The sequence below is a fragment of the Pseudomonas syringae genome, assembly GCF_021606685.1.
GTDB lineage: Bacteria > Pseudomonadota > Gammaproteobacteria > Pseudomonadales > Pseudomonadaceae > Aquipseudomonas > Aquipseudomonas syringae_R.
In genome coordinates this window covers 1-17,569 of record NZ_WKCB01000103.1, presented here as the reverse complement: position 1 = coordinate 17,569, position 17,569 = coordinate 1, and the positions used below count along the sequence as shown (strand labels likewise).

Sequence of the window (17,569 nt, the reverse complement as noted above, 5' to 3'; positions counted from 1 at the left end):
GTGCGACGGATGGACGCGGGGTGGCTAGGGGAGGGGTGGTTGATGAAGGTTTGCTTGCGGCCCAGAGTGTGTAAAAACGCGCTGACGGTTGAGAAGCGGTCATTCCACATGCCTACTTACCTCGGACCCATTCAGTGCAGGCCTGGATCCGAACTCATGACCCCATACCTGTGGCAGACGTGATAGCCCATATTGACCTCGTACGTTCAGACGCCAGATGCATCCGCATCGCACACCATGGCTGTCAGTTCAGCCGCCAGCGCGGCCGCATCGTTTCGATAGTCTTTGTTCCAGACGCATGACCAATCCTGCGGCCTTTCCTGATCTTCCCATTGAGCCAGCGCAAGCGCGTTGATTATCTCCAGTTCGAACCAAAGACGCTGCCACGCGGCGGCGTCCTGGACCAGAGCAGCGTCTTGCCACAGAAATTCCGTTTGCGCGACAAACGCCGACCATGCGAACAGGTCCTCTGACGCGCGTTCGCCGAGCGTTAGCCAGTACGTTCTGATACCCACCGAACGCCTCCTCTTATAAAACGTCTGTACCGGGGTAAAGCTGCGCCGGTGGTTGGTAATTGGGGTCTTCGAAGCGGCCATTGTTGTAATGGGTTTTGGCCGTCGGCCCTTCGCCCTTGTACGTCACTTGCGAGTTTGGAGTGAGGTGCCAGCCGTCTCCTTCCTTGTCGCGCTCAATCAGCGACGGGTACAACGTGCAGGTGCCTGTTGAGCCCGATGTCAGCCTGAACTGGTAATAGCGCCCAGGTTGGGGCGTGAACGTCGTCGAGACATGGCAGGATCGCGTGCGCGCCCCCTCCCAGTACATACCCACGTGCGTTTCGACGCCGGGTCGGATACGCGTTTCGTAGTAGTCCGACGTGAGATTTTGCCCTGCTTTGGGCATCCCCTCATCCTGGGTATGGATGAACGGAAGCGGCCCACTGCGAATGACGCCGCCCGAGCGTATCCCGTTTTCGTACTGGTACACACTGGCATGCTGAGTGAAGTTGACGATGCGTATCCAGGCGGGGTTGGGCTCGTTGTCAGGGGCTGTGAAGTAATCGGTGTGGGGCAAATACTGGCAGCCTGCGAATAACGGCAGGGCCAGTAGGCAGAGAGCAGGGCGTATCGACATGGAGCCTGTCCTTTTGCGGAGTCGAGTGTAAAGACCACGAGAAAACAGGTGCATTGCGTAAGCGAGGAAAATTTGTTGGGGCGGATGAGGACGGGCTTGATCATGTTTGCGCGACGGCAATTGCCTGACAATCTGCCCCTGGATTTCTACCCGCCCACGGCGGAGTATGACAGGCGGCTGGAGATACGCCTGCGCCTCGGGGAAATAGGTAGCCAGCGCATTTTTGCGCGATTCAACTTGGTATTCGCCAACAGCGCCCCATAACTACTCCTGTATCCATTCAGTGAGCGCAAGGACAGACCATGACCAACCAAACCGAAACCGCCATCCTCGCCGGCGGCTGCTTCTGGGGCATGCAGGACCTGTTGCGACGCTACCCCGGCGTGCTGAGTACGCGCGTCGGCTACACCGGCGGCGATGTGCCGAATGCCACGTACCGCAACCATGGCAACCATGCCGAAGCGATCGAGATCGTGTTTGACCCGGCGGTGATCACCTACCGGCAGATTCTTGAGTTCTTCTTCCAGATCCATGACCCCAGCACGCCTAACCGCCAGGGCAATGACCTGGGGCCCAGCTACCGTTCGGCGATTTATTACCTGAGCGAACAGCAACGCGATATTGCCCAAGACACCGCGGCTGATGTGGATGCCTCTGCGTTGTGGCCGGGGCGTGTGGTGACTGAAATCGAGCCCGCCTCAGCGTTTTGGGAGGCCGAGCCTGAGCATCAGGATTACCTGGAGCGGATACCGAATGGCTATACCTGCCATTTCATCCGGCCGAATTGGAAGCTGCCCAAGCGCGCTTGAAGGTTGGGCTGCGCAGCGCTCCCGTTGTTGATCAACTACAAGCGCGGGGCGGCTGCGCGGCCCAACGGCAGCAAGCTGCCTCGCCTCATTGATGGTGTTTACCGTTAATGGGGCGCGGCCGCCAATGCCCGCTTATTTCGCCCAGGGGGTGAAATGATTTGAATCCACCGCGCGCCTTGTAGAGAATCGCCGTCTTTTGGCTCGAAAGGATGCGTGCGATGAAGGTCGAAGGGACTTTTCAATACATGGGCAATCACGGGATCGTTTTCAACGTGTCTCAAATCACCCTCACCGACAGCGAACGTGGGCGCCTGCGCGAGCTGCATTTTGGCGAGGCGAAAAGTGCCCACTATGAGGTCAACCGCAAGGTCGTCGAGGTGTACGACAAGATGCTGGCCAAGAACTTGCCGTGCGTGATGATGATCGGCATCTCCAAGCCGCTGACCCGCGAGCAGGGCGACGCCCTCAATGCCCAACGCACCAAAATCGCCAACCTCGCCGCCAGCGCCTTTGCCGGCGCCGCCTCTTATATAGCGTCCCCTTACGTGGGTGTGCCGGTAGGTGCCGGCGTGCGCATGTACGCCAACGACGTCCTGCCCACCTACCATGCCGGCGACATACTGGTCAGCATCGAGGCCCAGGTGAACGGTGGTATTGGCCCGCAACGCAGCGCCTCGACGCTGATCATCAAGACCTGAGGGGAGATGCCCATGTCCGACATCATTGTGCTGCTCTTTGCCTTGGTGCTGTTTTTTCTGCTCGACCGTTTGCTTAAACCCTACGTGCTTCGCACGTGGCTGGGGGGGCTGCTGGTGGTGGTGGGCGCGATAGGCTGCGTGGCTGCCAGCCAGGTCCGCCTGTGGGGGGCAGACCTGGGGCTGCTGTCGATCTTTGCCGTGGCGCTGGGGGTGGGATTGTTTCTGAAACGGCGGCGGTTCGAGCCGGTTGGCTGAAGGGGGGGCCTGCCAGCCCTCACTGCGGTGTTTGTCGATTTCGAACCGGTCACGCTCTTTTACGTGTTTGGCGCGGGTGTTGGCGTTTGTGAGTCAGTCAAACTCTCCCGCATCTGCTCTGTGTTGCTTGATCAAACGTTGGCGACACCGACCCGCCACTGCGCCGGCGGCAGCAGCCCATTGACCAGGTAATTGCCCACGATCCGCGACTTGTACACGCGCGGGTTGTGGTTCGCCAAGGTGCGTGCGTTACGCCATAGCCGATCCAGCGCCTTGTCGCTGGCCGTGGCGCTGGCGCCCAGCGCATCGAACAGCGCGGTGGTCGCCGCGAGGGTGGCGTCCACCACCGGGTTGACCGCCAGGCACACTTCCAATTCCGCCAGTGCCACCTGCGGGTCGTTATCCTGCAGGGGTTGGTCATGGCTGATCACATACTGCGCCGTCTGTTCCAGGCGCTGCGCCGCTTGCTGGGCGATGGCTTGGGCGGCGTAGGCGTGGCTGGCGACTTCGCCGATCACTTGCAGCAGTTGTACGTCCTGGCCTGCGATGTCGGCGTTGCCGGTGGTGAAGGTGCGCGCGCGTCGGCTGAGTTCTTCGGCGCCGCTCAGGGCCGCACGGCGCGCGATGCCGGCGAGGGTACTGAGGTGGTAGAGCTGGAAGAACGATTGGCCATGGCCGAACCGCTGCTGGGTGGGGCGTGCATCGTCGTCCACCACGGGGGCATTGTCGAAGATGCACGTACCGCTGGCGGTGAGGCGTTGGCCGAAGCCGTTCCAGTCATCAACTATCTGCACGCCGGGCGCCTTGAGGTCGACGACCACGCTGTAAGTCGTGCCGTCTTCACCGGTGGCAATGGTGTTGATCAGGTCGCTGTAGAGCGCGCCAGTGGTGTAGAACTTTCTGCCGCTGATGCGCAGCGCCCCGGCTGCGTCGCGGACCAGGCGGGTCTCGAAATCGCCGCGGGTCTGGTTGCCGACTTCAGTGCTGCCGGGCGAGAGCAGGGCGCCCTGGCCGAGCCGGTCGAGCCACTTGGCGCGCCAATCGAGGTCCTTGGCGCTGAGCACGTCTTCGCAAAAACCGAAATGCCCGCGCAGCGCCTGGGTGATGTTGGAGTCGGCGGCGGACAGCTCGGTGAGCAAGGCCAGCAGTTCAACCAGGCTGGCGCCGTGGCCGCCATAGCTGTGTGGCAAGCGCCAGCGTGGCAGGCCCAGGGCATTCAGTTGCTGGATCACGGCGGCCAGGCTGGCGCGTGTCTGGTCAGCCTCGGCGGCGTGCGCGAGGATCTGCGCAAAGAGCGGGCGAAACGGTGCTGCCAGCTGTTCGTAGCGTTCGGAGGGCGGTGCGCCCCAGATATTCAGTGCGGGAGTCGACATGCAATGGACCTTGCAAAAAAGTGGTTCAGGTGCGGGGGTCCAGTGGTCTGGTGACGCCACCCTAACCCAGGGGGCGCGAAGTTTTTAATACGAAAATTAGCTATCGAACTGCGCTGCGGTTCTATCGATAGAGCCCAACAGTATTAACCGCCGCGCCTTGATTGCGTTAGCTTCTAGGAGCGCCACGCTCGGCGACCGAAAACCCCCTTTTCTCACTACCAGACTGCACGCCCACAGATGGTTGAGTCAGCCATTAACCCTGTGGATTTCCTTCATGATCAATCGTCGCAACTTGCTCGCCGTGCTCGGCCTGGCCTCCCTCACGTTGCAGGGCCCGCTGGCCTGGGCGGCGCAGCCCCAGACCCTCACAGTGGGCGATCAGTTCTTCTCCAACCGCATCGTGCTGGAGCTGTCGGGCGAGCTTAAAGACTTGCCCTATACAATCGACTTCAAGCGCTTCAACACCGGCTCGCCGGTTGCCTCGGCGGTGGCCAGCGGTGCGCTGGACGTGGGTATCGTCGGCGATACACCGGTGATCAGCCTGGCCGCCAACGGCGCGCCGGTGAAGGTGGTCGCCAGCACCCAGACCAGCCTCGACGGCGTCGGCATTGTGGCGCGCAAGGGCATTCACTCGGTGGCCGACCTCAAAGGCAAAACCGTTGCGATCTGGAACGGCTCATGGAGCCAACAACTGGCGTACAAAGCCCTGGATGAAGCCGGTGTTCCGCGCAGCAGTGTGAACTTCAAATACCTGCTGCCGGCCGAAGCCAGCCTGGCACTGACCCAAGGCGACATCGACGCCTTTGGCACTTGGGAACCCTATGTGTCGCTGCAGGAAAAAGAAGGCAGCACGTTGATCCGCAATGCCAAGGGCCTGATGAGCGCGCCGACCTACATCGTTGCCTATGAACCGGCGCTGGCGCAAAAAAGCGCGATCATCAAGGACTTTATTGCACGCCTCACGCGCGCGCGCGTGTGGAGTAACACCCACGTCGATGAGTATGCCGAGGCGTGGTCGAAGGCCAACCAGTCCGCACCGGAAATCGCCAAGGTGTGGTTCAAGCGCGATGCGATCAAGGTGCTGCCGATTTCGCCGACGATTGTCAGCGAGGCCCAGGCCACGGCGGATTTTCTGGTGGATGCGCAGATGTTGAAGCAGCGGTATGACGTAGCGCCGTTGTTTGATCGGGTGCTTTAAACGTTGGGGACACAACCGCTCATAGTATCGACAGGCCGATACTGCGCGGGCTGGGCTAGGGTTTTTTATTCCGGCTATCGCTGGAACAAAAAATCTCTAGCCTCAGCAAGGAGTAGCCAGTAGGCTACATGTGAATCTGTGACTAACTTGATCGGCAGGACGCCAGAGTTTTCTACATGGCTCGATGGTATGAGGGATATCTGGGGTAAAACGGCAATTCTGGCTCGCCTGGACCGGGCCGAGGAAAACAATTTTGGCGATTGCGAACCGGTCGGCCACGGCCTGAGTGAAATGCGTGTTTTTATCGGCCCCGGCTACAGAATTTACTTTGTCCGTACGGGTATCACCGCCTATTTGATGCTGTGGGGCGGTGATAAAACTGACCAGAACAGAGGGATCAAAAGGGCAAAAGAGATCCTCGACGCCCTTAGAGGTAGATGAAATGAGTGAAGCGAAATTCAAACCCGAGGACATGCCGATCCTCGATGTTGATACCTCCGGCACCCGCGTCTACGAGGCTTCGCGCTTCCTCGACAGCCCGGAGACCATCAGTGCGTATCTGGCGCAGAGCATGAAGTCTCAAGACCCGCAGATATTGATGAAGGCGCTTGCGGAGGTCGCCAAGGCCCAGGGCGTGAACAAGGTGGCCGAGGCTGCAGGGGTTAATCGGGAGAGCCTGTATAAAACCCTCAAGGGCGGCTCGAAAACGCGCTATGAAACCATCCAGAAGCTGATGCTGGCGTTAGGCGTGGAGCTGACGGTGCAGCCGATTGCTGCAACGGCGCTGAAAAAAACCTACCCGCGCAAAAGCGGGCAGTAGCCGGTAAACCCTGATATTCAAGGCGCCCCTGTAGGGGCGCTGTCCGTCAGTGCCTGGGTTACCGTACCAAACAAGGTTGTTTGTTGTTGAAGCTCCAACCCGGAATCAAAAACTGCATCGCCACGCTGTCATCCCGCGCGCCAAGGCCCATGCCTTTGTACACCTCGTGGGCCTTGGCCACGGCGTCCATGTCGATGTCCACACCCAGGCCAGGCTTGGCCGGTACTTTCACGTAGCCGCCTTCGATTTTCAGCGGCTCCTTTGTCAGGCGCTGGCCGTCCTGCCAGATCCAGTGGGTGTCGATGGCGGTGATGTCGCCCGGTGCGGCGGCGGCCACGTGGGTGAACATCGCCAGGGAAATATCGAAGTGGTTGTTGGAGTGCGAACCCCAGGTCAGGCCCCAGTCGTTGCACATCTGCGCCACGCGCACCGAGCCTTGCATCGTCCAGAAGTGCGGGTCGGCCAGCGGGATGTCGACCGATTGCAGTTGGATGGCGTGGCCCATTTCGCGCCAGTCGGTGGCGATCATGTTGGTGGCGGTCTTCAGGCCTGTGGCGCGGCGGAATTCGGCCATGACTTCGCGGCCCGAATAGCCGTTTTCAGCGCCGCAAGGGTCTTCAGCATAGGCCAGCACGTGGTGCTGGTCGCGGCACAGGCGGATGGCTTCTTTCAACGACCAGGCGCCGTTCGGGTCGAGGGTGATGCGTGCATCCGGGAAGCGTTCGGCCAGTGCCGTGACCGCTTCGATTTCTTCATCGCCGCTTAGCACGCCGCCCTTGAGCTTGAAGTCATTGAAGCCGTATTTGGCTTGAGCGGCTTCAGCCAGGCGCACCACCGCCTCGGCGGTCAGGGCGGTTTCATGGCGCAGGCGGAACCAGTCGTCGTCGGCGTCGGCCTCGTTGCGGTAGGCCAGGTCGGTCGCCTGGCGGTCGCCGACATAGAACAGGTAGCCGAGCATTTTCACCGCGTCGCGTTGCTGCCCTTCGCCGAGCAAGGCTGCCACCGGTACGTCGAGGAACTGCCCCAGCAGGTCAAGCAGGGCGGCTTCCATGGCGGTGACGGCATGGATGGTGATACGCAGGTCAAAGGTTTGCAGGCCACGGCCGGCGGCATCCCGTGAGGCAAACGTGCTGCGCATCTGGTTGAGGATGCGTTGGTAGTGCCCGATGGGTTGGCCGATCACCAGGCTGCGCGCGTCCTCCAGGGTTTCGCGAATGCGCTCGCCGCCGGGCACTTCGCCCACCCCGGTGTTACCGGCGCTGTCTTTGAGGATGACGATGTTGCGCGTGAAGTAGGGCCCATGGGCGCCACTCAGGTTGAGCAGCATGCTGTCGTGGCCGGCGACCGGGATAACGTGCAGGTGCGTGACTACAGGAGTATTCATGGCAATTTCCTAAAAAGGCTCAAAGAGGTTTGCTGAGGGCGGCGCCGGTGGGGGTGGCGCTGGGCGAGGTCAACACCGCCGAGGGCGCGGTCTTGGCGAAGAACACCAGGATCGCCGCGAGCACCGAGGTGCCGGCCAGGCCGTAGAGGCCGCCCTGGATCGAGCCGGTGGTCTGCTCCAGGAAGCCAAAGGTGGTGGGCGCGACGAAACCGCCCAGGTTGCCGATGGAGTTGATCAGCGCGATCACGGCGGCGGCGATGCGCACATCCAGATAGCCCTGGGGGATCGGCCAGAACAGCGACGATGCCGACTTGAACCCGATGGCCGCAAAGCAGATCGCCACAAACGCGAAGATCGGCCCGCCGGTGGTGGACATGAACATGCCTGCCGCCGCAATCAACAAGGCTGCCGCGACCCAGGCCTGCTGGAACTTGAACTTGCCCGACAGCGACGCGAAGGCGTACATGGCGATAATCGAGATGAGCCACGGGATCGAGTTGAAGAACCCAACCTGCACATCGCTCAAGTCGCCCATCTTCTTGATGATGCTCGGCAGCCAGAACGTCGCTGCGTAGATCGTCAGCTGGATGCAGAAATACAGCGCGCAAAACAGCATGATCTGGCGGTCTTTAAGCAGCTTGCCGAGGCTCGGTTTAACGCTGGTGAGGGCTTCGCGGTCGCGCTGTTCCTGGTCGATGGCGTCGACCAGTGCGTCCTGTTCTTCGCGGGTCATCCATTTGGCGTCGTGGGGTTTGGAGTCCAGCCAGAACCACACAAAGAAGCCGATGGCCACCGAGGCCAGGCCTTCTATGGCAAACATCCATTGCCAGCCGTGCAAGCCAAACCCTTCGATCTGCAGCAGCACGCCGGACAGCGGGCCGGAGATCAGCGAGGCCACCGCCGAGCCGCTGAGGAAAATTGCGATGGCTTTACCGCGCTCCACGCCCGGCAGCCAGCGGGTGAAGTAGTAGATCACCCCTGGAAAGAAGCCAGCTTCGGCCACACCCAGCAGGAAGCGCAGGATGTAGAAGTGGGTTTCGTTCTGGATAAACGCCATCAGCGTGGCGACGATGCCCCAGGTGAACATGATGCGGGTCAGCCAGATACGCGCGCCGACCTTTTGCAGCAGCATGTTGGAGGGCACTTCGAAGAGGGCGTAGCCGATGAAGAACAGCCCGGCACCAAAGCCATAGGCCGCAGCGCCGATGCCCAGGTCGTGCTCCATGTGCGTGCGCACGAAGCCGATGTTGACCCGGTCGATGTAGTTGAGGATGAACATGATCACGAACAGTGGGAGCACATGGCTCTTCACTTTGCGCACGGCGCGCGCGAGGACCGGATCACTGTTTGGAGCGGCAGATGCGTGGCTTGAATTGTTCACAATTCAAAACTCCCCCTGATTATTTTTATGCGGGATTGCGTGTCTTGTTGATAGACATCATACAAGTGCTTTTCTGGGGTCCGCAATGCGGTGCGTAGTGTTTTTGTGCTTATAACGCCGCTGGCTTTTCAGTGTTTTGGTTATTTGCACAGTATTTGCTGGGATTTAAGCGGTTTTTTAAGCGCGTTCATAGGGCACGAGGCTCTTGCTGCGTAGGCCGCGCTGAATGAGTGTTCGGCGGGCTAAAAGTTACTTGTCATACAAGTTGGTCATTTTTTTATTCAACCCAGCGAGGCCGTCGGGTGGGGTGTTAAGCTCCCACCAGCCCAGCCCCGTGGACCTGTCGCAATGCCCAGTGAACCTGCAACCCCTACCCGTAGACGCTCCACCAACCTGGCCCAGGGTGTGGTCGAAGACCTGACCCAGCGCATCCTGCTCGGGCAGTTGAAGCCAGGTGAAAAACTGCCGTCGGAATCCACCATCGTGCTTGAGCACGGCGTCAGCCGTACGGTGGTGCGCGAGGCGTTGTCCAAGTTGCAGGCCTCGGGGTTGGTCGAGACGCGCCATGGCATCGGCACCTTTGTGCTGGAGCAACACGCCCAGCAGGGCTTGCGCCTGCACGTGGACACGGTGGCCAGCGTGCGCAACATGCTTGAGCTGCGCCTGGGCCTGGAGGTGCAGGCGGTGGCGCTGGCTGCGGTGCGCAGGACCGACACGCAGTTGGCCCAGATGCGTGCCGCGCTGGACGACTACCAGGCATGCCTGGCCAACAACGACAGTTGCGTGGAGGCGGACAAACGCTTTCACCAGTTGATCGCCGAAGCCACCGGCAATACCTTCTTCACCGAAATCATGCTGCACCTGGGCAATGCGATGATCCCGCGCACCCAGGTCAGGGGCGCCGAGCGCGGGGGCGCGGACTTCGCCAAGCTGGGGCAGCTGGCGAACCTTGAGCATGAGGCGATTTTCAACGCGATCAAGCGCCAGGACCCGGACGCCGCCCGCGCTGCGATGGTGCTGCACCTGACCAACAGTCGCGATCGGTTTTCGGGAGAGCAGGGCGCTTGAACATGCAAAGGAACAACCGTTGAACGAACACACTTTATCCATGCGCCTGGAGCGCGTGGCAGCGAACATCCCGTTGGGCGCGCGCCTGGCCGATATCGGCTCGGACCACGCCTACCTGCCGGTGGCATTGCTGCGCCGTGGCGCGATCGCAGCGGCGGTGGCGGGTGAGGTGGCAACCACGCCGTTTCACGCGGCTCAGCGTACGGTGCGTGAAAATGCCCTGGAGCCGCAGATTACCGTGCGCTTGGCCGATGGCCTGGCTGCCATCGAACCGGGTGACGCGATCACGGCGATCAGCCTGTGCGGAATGGGCGGCGAGACGATCCGCGACATCCTCGACAGCGGCAAGACCTACTTGCGCGGTCACGAACGCCTGATCCTGCAACCCAACGGCGGCGAGCAACCGCTGCGCCAATGGCTGATGGACAACGGCTATGCCATCGTTCGCGAAGAGCTGCTGCGAGAAAATCGCTTCTACTACGAAATCATCGTCGCCGAGCGCGCTGAACCCGTGAGCTACACCGCCGAACAACTGTACTTCGGCCCGCTGCAGATGCAGGCGCGCAGCCCGGAATTTATCGCCAAATGGCAGCGCATGTTGCGCCAGAAACACAAAACCTTGGCCAGCCTTGAGCACGCGCGGCAAGCCGTGCCGGAGGAAACAACCAAGGCGCTGACCCAGCAGGCGAAGTGGATTACCCAGCTGCTCGCCTAAGCCAAACAGCGTGGCGAGCGGGCTTGCCCGCGTTGGACTGCGCAGCAGTTCAGCACCCACCGCGCCCGCTCACCACAGAAGGGCTGCGCCACCACAGCGCCTTATGCTCCAATGGCGCCATCATTTGTTCATTCAGGAACCGCGAGCATGGCCGACGCCACCGACCAAGCCTTCTACGACCGTGCCGACGCGCACATCGAGTTGTCCAACGAGCAGCTTAAAACCTGTGAAAACCTCGGCGAGGTCAGCGCCTCAATGATGTTCGGCACCACCCGCTTCAATGCCTGGGCCAGTGCGCGTAACTTCAAGTCCGGCGCGGAAATGGCTGAGGCGCGCGAGGCAATGTTGAAGTATTTCTGTGATCAGTACCGGATGATGCTTGAGGATAATCTGGACGATCACATCAATAATTTCAGTCAATACATGCTGGCCAAATAGGCCGGCGATGCTGGCGTGCCCAGCCTCACGGTGCGAAGTCTGAAGGCGCCTGCGGGGCCGGTTGCGCGGCTGCTGGCGCTTGCGTCGGGGCTTGCGCAATCGGGCTGATCAGGTTGGTGTATTCCTCGATGATCCGGTTGATCGCCTCTGGCGGCTCGCACGCTTTGAACTCGATGCGGATCTGTACTTCATCGGGGTCACGGTCGTGGCCTTCGCGTTTGGTTGTGCCGAAGGTCACGAAAAATTTCTCGCTGTGCAGGTCGCCGTTTTCCAGGTCATGGGTGGCTTTCTGTACCTCGGTGCTGTGCATTTTTACCGACAGGTCCACGTCCATCTTGTGCAGCGCCAAGCCCTTTGGCGCCACCAGTGCGATCAGCGGCACGCAGATGGTGTGCCCCTCGTTCAGGGCGATCTCGACCATTTTGGCTTTCATGGGCGTACCCAGTTCTTCGATGTTGTAATCGAAAAACTGGTCGAACAAGGCGATGTATTGCTGGGCGATCAGGTTATGCGTGGCCGCCGCCGCCTGGTGCAGGCCTCGGGTGATATGGCTCAAGTCGCTGGCCGACATGGGCTCCTTGGGGCGAGAAAAAAATGCCATGGTGCGCTCCTTTCAAGTCGAGTGGGTTGCCCCGCCCTAAGGCGGGGCGAGGTGGGTTATTAGGTTTTTGCAGGTTTGGCATCAGGCTTGGCATCAGGCTTGGCGCCCGACGCAGCGTCAGGCAAAGGCAGTACCCCTGTTTTTGGCAGCTCGGTCGGGCTGGTGGCGGTGGCGCTCGGCAGCATGACCGGCTTGGTGGCGGCATCCGTGAGGAAGTCGATCACGCGCATCAGGGCTTCCGGTGGGTCCTGGCGAACGATTTTGGTTTTGATTTCATAGCGCGCGCGGGTATCGGTCTTGCGGGTCTGGGACGACTTGTGGCTGGCGGCGCCTTTCACCGAAACACTGAACGGCCCCCACCCCAGTTTGGCGCCGAAGCTGCCGGAGACATCGTTGGAACTGGTGTCCTCGGCCATCTGGGTGATGGTCAGCTCGAACTCGATGCTGCCTTCTTCGATGGTGATGTTCGGGTGGCTGATGGCGGCCAGCAGCGGAATGCGCATGCTCTTGCTGACCGTACCCTTGTAGACGCCCTGGTCGTCGACGAGGGTTTCGTCATAGTCGAACTGCACCGAAACGGCCTTGCCGTCCTGGATGCACACCCCCATCAGGAAGTCCGCATAGGCTTTGCTCGCGGCGACTTGCGCCTGGATCATTGCCATCAGCGGGCCGGTGATCATCTTGTCCAGAGGAAGTGCGGCAATCACGCCTCCAATAAGACCTTTATCAATATCTGCCATTTTTAATATCCTTATCGTCATTGCGCGAAAGTGCGCAACTTCACTCTATGCAGGCTGGGTGTGTTAGTTCAGTAGGAAGTAATTACCGAGGACAACAATTGTCCTGGCGCCGAATATTGGCTATTTGCCGCAGGCTCAAACCGTACTTCTCGGCTAACGCACTTCGTGATAAGCCGTCGGAAATACCCATTTGTATATTCTGGTTACGAATCTGCCGGAAAAAATGATCGGACTTGGGAATTTCCAATGAGATTCCGGCGAAATCATCTATCAGCGCCTGCAGTGATTCCGGTGACAAAATCAACGCCAGCGAAGTGCGCTGGGCATGCTTGGGAATGTACTTGGGGCGCCCGCCATATACGCACGTCAGGCGGAAAGCGCTCTCCAGCCCAACGCAGGCAATCAGCACTTGCAGCGAATGGGGGAGTTGATGAACATCAATGTGTTCCAGGTCTTTAGGTTCCATCGGTCTTACCTCCTTGGGTGCGAAAGCTGATCAGAGCTTAGGAAGTAATGGCAGCCGATAATCAGTAGGAAACTTTACCCATGAAAGTAAGGAAGTTTTACCTGCTGAACGTGTTGGAGTGCGAGTGATGGACTGCGGTTTCCTAAACCCAAGAGGAAACTACCCATGTCCACTCACTCGATTGATATGGCTTTTATTGCTCGGCTCGAAGGAGGGCCGGCCACGCGCGGTTATGTGCCGGACCCTGAACACAGTCGCAGCGGTGTCACCATCGGCACCGGCTTTGACCTCGGCCAGCAAAAAAACCTCGATACCCTGCCCAAGGACCTGCGTGACCGGTTGGCGCCCTACCTTGGCTTGATCGGGGCCCAGGCCGTGGCCTGCCTGCAGGCGCGGCCGCTGACCGTCAGCGCGGAGGATGCGCGCAGGATCGATGAGGCTTACAAGGCGCCCTTCATCGAGCGCCTGGCCAATGCCTACAGCCAGGCCGCCGGGGTTGCGTTTGCTTCGTTGCCGGCACCCATGCAGACGGTGATTGCCTCGGTGGCCTTCCAATATGGCAACCTCGCCAGCCGCACGCCGAAATTCTGGGCGCAGGTGGTGAAGGCGGATTGGAAAGCGGCCGAGAGTAACCTGAGGAATTTCGGAGATCGCTACGCGACGCGCCGTTGCAAGGAGGCGGATCTGTTGGCGAGCGCGTTGTAATACCACGCGACAGCCGTCCGAGATGACCTCGGACGGCTGTTTTTCATCACCGGCAGGGTCTTGCCAGCAGCAGGCTCACGGCGCCCATCTTGCTTGCATCCTGGGTGTCGGTTCCCGGGGGCAGGGTGCGCCAGTCGACATCCACACACAGGGCCTTGACCGCGACTTTGTTGACGATGCCGATTTCCTGGGTAAAGGCATACCGGTAAGTGGCACGCGTCGAGGCATAGGGGGTGACCTGCGTGGCCTGGTTTAACACGCCGTGTACATAGTCCGTCACCTGGGGCATGCCCGTGGTGAAGTGAACGCCCGACGCCTTGTTGAAATACCCCGCTTTGCGTGTGGCTTGCCAGAGTTGCTGCCACTGGAATTGACTCGCATTGCTTGCCAATGTGACGGCGTATTCCTTCAGCTTGCGCGGTTCAACCGTGCTGGTTGTGAGTGCGTGTGCGGAGGCTGCGCTCAAGTAAAGCGCGGCCATTGAAGCGGCCATCCAAAATCGACGGTTCATGATCAACTCCTTGTCTATCAATGATGAAAAAGCCTGTTCGAAAACAGGCTTTTCCGTGTGCGCCGGGTCACTCAGTAGGAGTTTTCTACCAGGTATTCCCAGTTGTCGGCGTTTGACAGCACGGTCTGCAGGTTGCCGTCGTATTGCCGGGCTTGTTGCACCAGACGCAGGCAGGCCTCCTGGCCGTAGGCGTGATCGTGGGTGCCCAGGACGTCGTTGAAATGGCTGGTTTCATGGATGAGGGTGCCGGCACGTGAGTCATTGCCGTACGTCTCGGTGGTGAAGAAATCCCTCCCGAGTGTGATGTGGTGCGCGGGGTCGTTGGGGTGGACTTCTGCAAACCAATGGCCGTTGGGTTCGACGTTGATCTGCCCCTGGTGAATACCTTGAAGCGCCGCGAAAATCCGCTCCAGGCATTGCGCCAGAGTGTGCAGGTTGCCCGGTTGTTGGACCCCCATCCACACCTGCGCAACCGTGGCATTGCCGCTGTTGAGCTGGTCAATGGTGAAGCGCAACGAGCGCAGTGCCGCGTAGCGGGCGGCCCGGAAGGTCCTGTTTTCAGAGCTGTTGAGTGCACGTGCCATGATGAATCTCCAGTGGTGTTTAGGAGATTGCAGTGTGGGCAGCTGCAAAAGCCGTTATCAGCAGGAACCTTTTCCGTGGTTTCGCGACCTGCGCCAATGGTTACAGGTGTGCCCTCGGTCCTGAGTGCTTTTGCCCCATTTTCGCGCACGCAGCGGGGTGCATCGGCGCACCAGGCGCCCTGTTTCAGGGCTGTGTGCCGACGGCCCGTATCTTGCTAGAGCCTTCTCAATCAATGACATGGCACTTTGCCGTTAGTCATTTCAAGGTTTTGCCCCGCGTTGCACCGCGTGGGTTGTTTTGGGGAGTGGTCGGACATGCACAGCCTTTTATCACCCGGTATCCGCCTGCTCGGACGTTTCGGTTTCGCACGCAAATTCCAGATCCTGTTTTTCCTGTTCATGCTGCCGCTGGCCGGCAGCCTGTGGATGATCGGGCAGGACTATCGCGACAAATTAGGCGTGATCTCCACCGAGCAATCCGGCGTTCACCAACTGCAGGCCCTGGATTCGCTGGACGGCCAACTGACTGCCCAGCGCAACCTGGCGGCGCGCTGGAAAGCCGCCGACATCCTGCATGCCCCGACCCCGGCCGCGAAGGCGGCGATGGACAAGGTCGATGCGAATTTCCCGTTGATCCAGCAGAGCCTGCAAACCCTGGGTGATACGCTGAAGACCCAGAACGCCAGCGCCGATATCCTCGCCCGCTTCGAAGCCTTGCAGGCCACGGTCAAGGGCATGGATTCGGCATCGTTACGCACCGTGGGCTGGTGGCCGGATGGCTACGATCGTTTCACCTCGGCCCTGAGCGCAATGCAAACCCTGCGCGAGCAGATCACCCTGGACGCCGGCCTGATCCTCGACCCCTGGCTGGAAACCTACATGCTCATGCAGATGGGCACCCAGCACACCCCCGACTTGATCGAGCGCATCGGCCGGATGGCCAGCGTGGGGCAGTCGTCTATCGCGTCGGGGCAATTCACCTTGCAGAGCCGCTTGCAGATGCGCGACCTGCGCAGCCGCATCGGCGACGCGCGCGATCAATTGGCCAAGGCTGCCGCCTCGCTCAAGGCCAAGCAATACGCGGGCATGGAGCCCTGGACCGCGCAGTACGACACCACTCTGCAATTGCTCGATAACGAACTCAAAGTGCTCGACGACGGCGTGTTCGGCGGCACCATCAAGCTCGACACGGCCGGCTTCGAGCGCAGCGTCGACGCCACACTCGAGGCGGTGGGTGCGCTGCGCATTCAATCGCTGGCCTCGCTTGATGCGCGCCTGAGCTACTACCACGGCCATGCAAACGCGCGGTTCATTCCCCTGGTGCTGACGTTCAGCCTGTTGGCCTTGGCCGCGCTGTACCTGTTCATGTGCCTGCAAGCCTCGATCCGCCGCAGCGCCAGCGGCATCACCACCCTGGCCGAGTCCCTGCGCGACGGCAACCTGTGCGTGGAAGTGGCGGTGGAAGGGCGCGACGAACTGGCGGCCATCAGCACGGCGCTGAACGTCGCGGTGGTGCAATTGCGCGCGAGTCTGCTGGGTGTCAACCATGAGACTCAGCAGCTGGGCTCCGCCGTTCTTACCCTCAATTCACAGTCGGGCAGCACCCTCAGCGAAGTCGAGGACCAGCAGCATCAAATCAGCCAGATTGCCGCCGCCGCTACCCAGTTGGCCGCCACCTCCATGGGCGTCGCCAGAAGTTGCGAGCAAGCCTCGGGCAGTGCCCAGCAGACCCGACAGATTGCTGAAGACAGCAGCCGCGACAGCCAGCGCACCACGGCCAGCATCCAGCAGCTCAACCAGCGCCTGACCGACACCGCCGACGCCCTGCAGCAGGTCAGCCAGCAGGGCCAGCAGATTCAGTCGGTGGTCGACACCATTCGCGGCATCGCCGAGCAGACCAACCTGTTGGCGCTCAACGCGGCCATTGAAGCGGCGCGCGCCGGTGAGCAGGGCCGTGGCTTTGCGGTGGTGGCCGATGAAGTGCGCAGCCTGTCGCAACGCACCCAGGCTTCGACGGCGCAGATCGCCGGAACTGTGGACAGCCTGCGCGCCACCGTGAGCCAAGCGGTCAACCTGATGGGCGCCGCGTGCGAACAGGCACTCACCGATGCCGAGTCCGTCACTGGGCTGGGTACGCGCTTGGGCGAGATTGCCGGCGCCGTTCAGAACGTGACCGACACCCTGGCGCAGATCGCCACGGCGGTGGAGGAACAAGCGGCGACGGCAGATGAGGTGAGTGGCAACATCCAGCAAGTGGACCAGGCCGCTGGCCGTCTGCTGGAAGGCGCGCGCGCGGTCAACCGCGCGGCGGACACCCTGAGCAAGGGCAGCCAGGCATTGAGTGACAACACCGCACGCTTCCGCCTGGGCTAAGCGCTGCAGCCCCCTCTCTTTTGTGGCGAGCGGGCTTGCCCGCGTTGGGCTGCGTAGCAGCCCCAAAACCAGGTGCTGAGTTCTTTCAGGAAAAACGCAGTACCTTTATAGGGGCCGCTGCGCAGCCCAACGCGGGCAAGCCCGCTCGCCACGGGGGAGGGGGCCTGCCGTTTAATCTCCAGCAAGTGGACCAGGCCGCTGGCCGTCTGCTGGAAGGCGCGCGGGCGGTCAACCGCGCGGCGGACGGGCAGCCAGGCATTGAGTGACAACACCGCACGCTTCCGCCTGGGCTGAGCGCTGCAGCCCCTCTCCTTTGTGG

The 17,569-nt window shown here is 60.9% G+C and carries 21 protein-coding genes; 11 read left to right on the top strand and 10 right to left on the bottom strand.

All coding sequences use genetic code 11. The features are described 5' to 3' along the window. Positions 1-206 precede the first annotated feature (206 nt). On the bottom strand, positions 207-515 hold the full coding sequence (locus GIW02_RS24900) for a hypothetical protein (protein WP_236419679.1): 309 nt from the start codon (positions 513-515) through the stop codon (positions 207-209). A gap of 13 nt (positions 516-528) precedes the next feature. Beyond that, positions 529-1,131: a hypothetical protein gene (locus GIW02_RS24895; protein ID WP_236419680.1), complete on the bottom strand. Its 603-nt coding sequence runs from the start codon at positions 1,129-1,131 to the stop codon at positions 529-531. A 302-nt stretch (positions 1,132-1,433) separates the two neighbouring features. On the opposite strand from GIW02_RS24895, the gene msrA reads away from it, so the two are divergent. The 3 genes from msrA to GIW02_RS24880 all read left to right on the top strand — a co-directional run bounded on the left by msrA (position 1,434) and on the right by GIW02_RS24880 (position 2,893). Beyond that, positions 1,434-1,940, top strand: a complete 507-nt coding sequence (gene msrA, locus GIW02_RS24890; RefSeq protein ID WP_236419682.1) for a peptide-methionine (S)-S-oxide reductase MsrA — start codon at positions 1,434-1,436, stop codon at positions 1,938-1,940. Between the two features lie 218 nt (positions 1,941-2,158). Beyond that, entirely contained in the window at positions 2,159-2,638 is a 480-nt protein-coding gene (locus tag GIW02_RS24885) for a hypothetical protein (RefSeq protein ID WP_236419684.1), read from the top strand. A 12-nt stretch (positions 2,639-2,650) separates the two neighbouring features. Beyond that, positions 2,651-2,893 carry a hypothetical protein gene (locus tag GIW02_RS24880; protein WP_236419686.1) on the top strand — a complete coding sequence of 81 codons (243 nt, stop codon included), beginning with the start codon at positions 2,651-2,653 and terminating at the stop codon, positions 2,891-2,893. Positions 2,894-3,024: 131 nt separating this feature from the next. On the opposite strand, the gene GIW02_RS24875 is transcribed toward GIW02_RS24880, so the two are convergent. Then, positions 3,025-4,266: an acyl-CoA dehydrogenase family protein gene (locus GIW02_RS24875; RefSeq protein ID WP_236422148.1), complete on the bottom strand. Its 1,242-nt coding sequence runs from the start codon at positions 4,264-4,266 to the stop codon at positions 3,025-3,027. Positions 4,267-4,540: 274 nt separating this feature from the next. Here GIW02_RS24875 and GIW02_RS24870 point away from each other — a divergent pair, with 274 nt between their 5' ends. The 3 genes from GIW02_RS24870 to GIW02_RS24860 all read left to right on the top strand — a co-directional run bounded on the left by GIW02_RS24870 (position 4,541) and on the right by GIW02_RS24860 (position 6,284). Then, positions 4,541-5,464, top strand: coding sequence for an ABC transporter substrate-binding protein (locus GIW02_RS24870; protein WP_236417796.1), 924 nt, complete (start codon positions 4,541-4,543; stop codon positions 5,462-5,464). A gap of 138 nt (positions 5,465-5,602) precedes the next feature. Then, positions 5,603-5,905 carry a type II toxin-antitoxin system RelE/ParE family toxin gene (locus GIW02_RS24865; protein WP_236417795.1) on the top strand — a complete coding sequence of 101 codons (303 nt, stop codon included), beginning with the start codon at positions 5,603-5,605 and terminating at the stop codon, positions 5,903-5,905. A gap of 1 nt (position 5,906) precedes the next feature. After that, the gene (locus GIW02_RS24860; RefSeq protein WP_236417794.1) at positions 5,907-6,284 is read left to right on the top strand and encodes an addiction module antidote protein; all 378 of its coding nucleotides are present in this window, start codon (positions 5,907-5,909) and stop codon (positions 6,282-6,284) included. A gap of 58 nt (positions 6,285-6,342) precedes the next feature. Here the strand turns inward: GIW02_RS24860 and gudD are convergent, their stop codons facing one another. Further along, positions 6,343-7,668, bottom strand: a complete 1,326-nt coding sequence (gene gudD / locus GIW02_RS24855) for a glucarate dehydratase (protein ID WP_236417793.1) — start codon at positions 7,666-7,668, stop codon at positions 6,343-6,345. Positions 7,669-7,687: 19 nt separating this feature from the next. Then, positions 7,688-9,049 (bottom strand): MFS transporter, encoded by a 1,362-nt coding sequence (locus GIW02_RS24850; RefSeq protein WP_236417791.1) that lies wholly within the window; start codon positions 9,047-9,049, stop codon positions 7,688-7,690. A 348-nt stretch (positions 9,050-9,397) separates the two neighbouring features. On the opposite strand from GIW02_RS24850, the gene GIW02_RS24845 reads away from it, so the two are divergent. From GIW02_RS24845 to GIW02_RS24835, 3 genes are all read left to right on the top strand, one after another. Next, the gene (locus tag GIW02_RS24845; protein ID WP_236417788.1) at positions 9,398-10,117 is read left to right on the top strand and encodes a FadR/GntR family transcriptional regulator; all 720 of its coding nucleotides are present in this window, start codon (positions 9,398-9,400) and stop codon (positions 10,115-10,117) included. A 19-nt stretch (positions 10,118-10,136) separates the two neighbouring features. Continuing rightward, the gene (locus GIW02_RS24840; protein ID WP_236417787.1) at positions 10,137-10,832 is read left to right on the top strand and encodes a tRNA (adenine(22)-N(1))-methyltransferase TrmK; all 696 of its coding nucleotides are present in this window, start codon (positions 10,137-10,139) and stop codon (positions 10,830-10,832) included. 147 nt (positions 10,833-10,979) lie between these two features. Further along, positions 10,980-11,270 carry a DUF3144 domain-containing protein gene (locus GIW02_RS24835; RefSeq protein WP_236417786.1) on the top strand — a complete coding sequence of 97 codons (291 nt, stop codon included), beginning with the start codon at positions 10,980-10,982 and terminating at the stop codon, positions 11,268-11,270. A gap of 25 nt (positions 11,271-11,295) precedes the next feature. Here the strand turns inward: GIW02_RS24835 and GIW02_RS24830 are convergent, their stop codons facing one another. From GIW02_RS24830 to GIW02_RS24820, 3 genes are all read right to left on the bottom strand, one after another. Next, a complete protein-coding gene (locus GIW02_RS24830; RefSeq protein WP_236417784.1) occupies positions 11,296-11,871 on the bottom strand; it encodes a DUF2589 domain-containing protein in 576 nt (191 codons plus the stop codon). A 59-nt stretch (positions 11,872-11,930) separates the two neighbouring features. Continuing rightward, positions 11,931-12,611: a DUF2589 domain-containing protein gene (locus tag GIW02_RS24825; RefSeq protein WP_236417782.1), complete on the bottom strand. Its 681-nt coding sequence runs from the start codon at positions 12,609-12,611 to the stop codon at positions 11,931-11,933. A gap of 82 nt (positions 12,612-12,693) precedes the next feature. After that, positions 12,694-13,077: a Mor transcription activator family protein gene (locus tag GIW02_RS24820; RefSeq protein WP_236417781.1), complete on the bottom strand. Its 384-nt coding sequence runs from the start codon at positions 13,075-13,077 to the stop codon at positions 12,694-12,696. Between the two features lie 165 nt (positions 13,078-13,242). Here GIW02_RS24820 and GIW02_RS24815 point away from each other — a divergent pair, with 165 nt between their 5' ends. Then, a complete protein-coding gene (locus GIW02_RS24815; RefSeq protein ID WP_236417780.1) occupies positions 13,243-13,782 on the top strand; it encodes a pesticin C-terminus-like muramidase in 540 nt (179 codons plus the stop codon). Positions 13,783-13,828: 46 nt separating this feature from the next. Here the strand turns inward: GIW02_RS24815 and GIW02_RS24810 are convergent, their stop codons facing one another. Then, positions 13,829-14,293, bottom strand: coding sequence for a hypothetical protein (locus GIW02_RS24810; protein WP_236417779.1), 465 nt, complete (start codon positions 14,291-14,293; stop codon positions 13,829-13,831). 71 nt (positions 14,294-14,364) lie between these two features. Further along, positions 14,365-14,877: a M35 family metallo-endopeptidase gene (locus GIW02_RS24805; protein WP_236417777.1), complete on the bottom strand. Its 513-nt coding sequence runs from the start codon at positions 14,875-14,877 to the stop codon at positions 14,365-14,367. A gap of 315 nt (positions 14,878-15,192) precedes the next feature. Between GIW02_RS24805 and GIW02_RS24800 the strand changes: the two genes are divergently transcribed. Continuing rightward, complete coding sequence (locus GIW02_RS24800; protein ID WP_236417776.1) at positions 15,193-17,250, top strand: methyl-accepting chemotaxis protein; 2,058 nt, start codon at positions 15,193-15,195, stop codon at positions 17,248-17,250. The last annotated feature ends 319 nt before the right edge of the window (positions 17,251-17,569 follow it).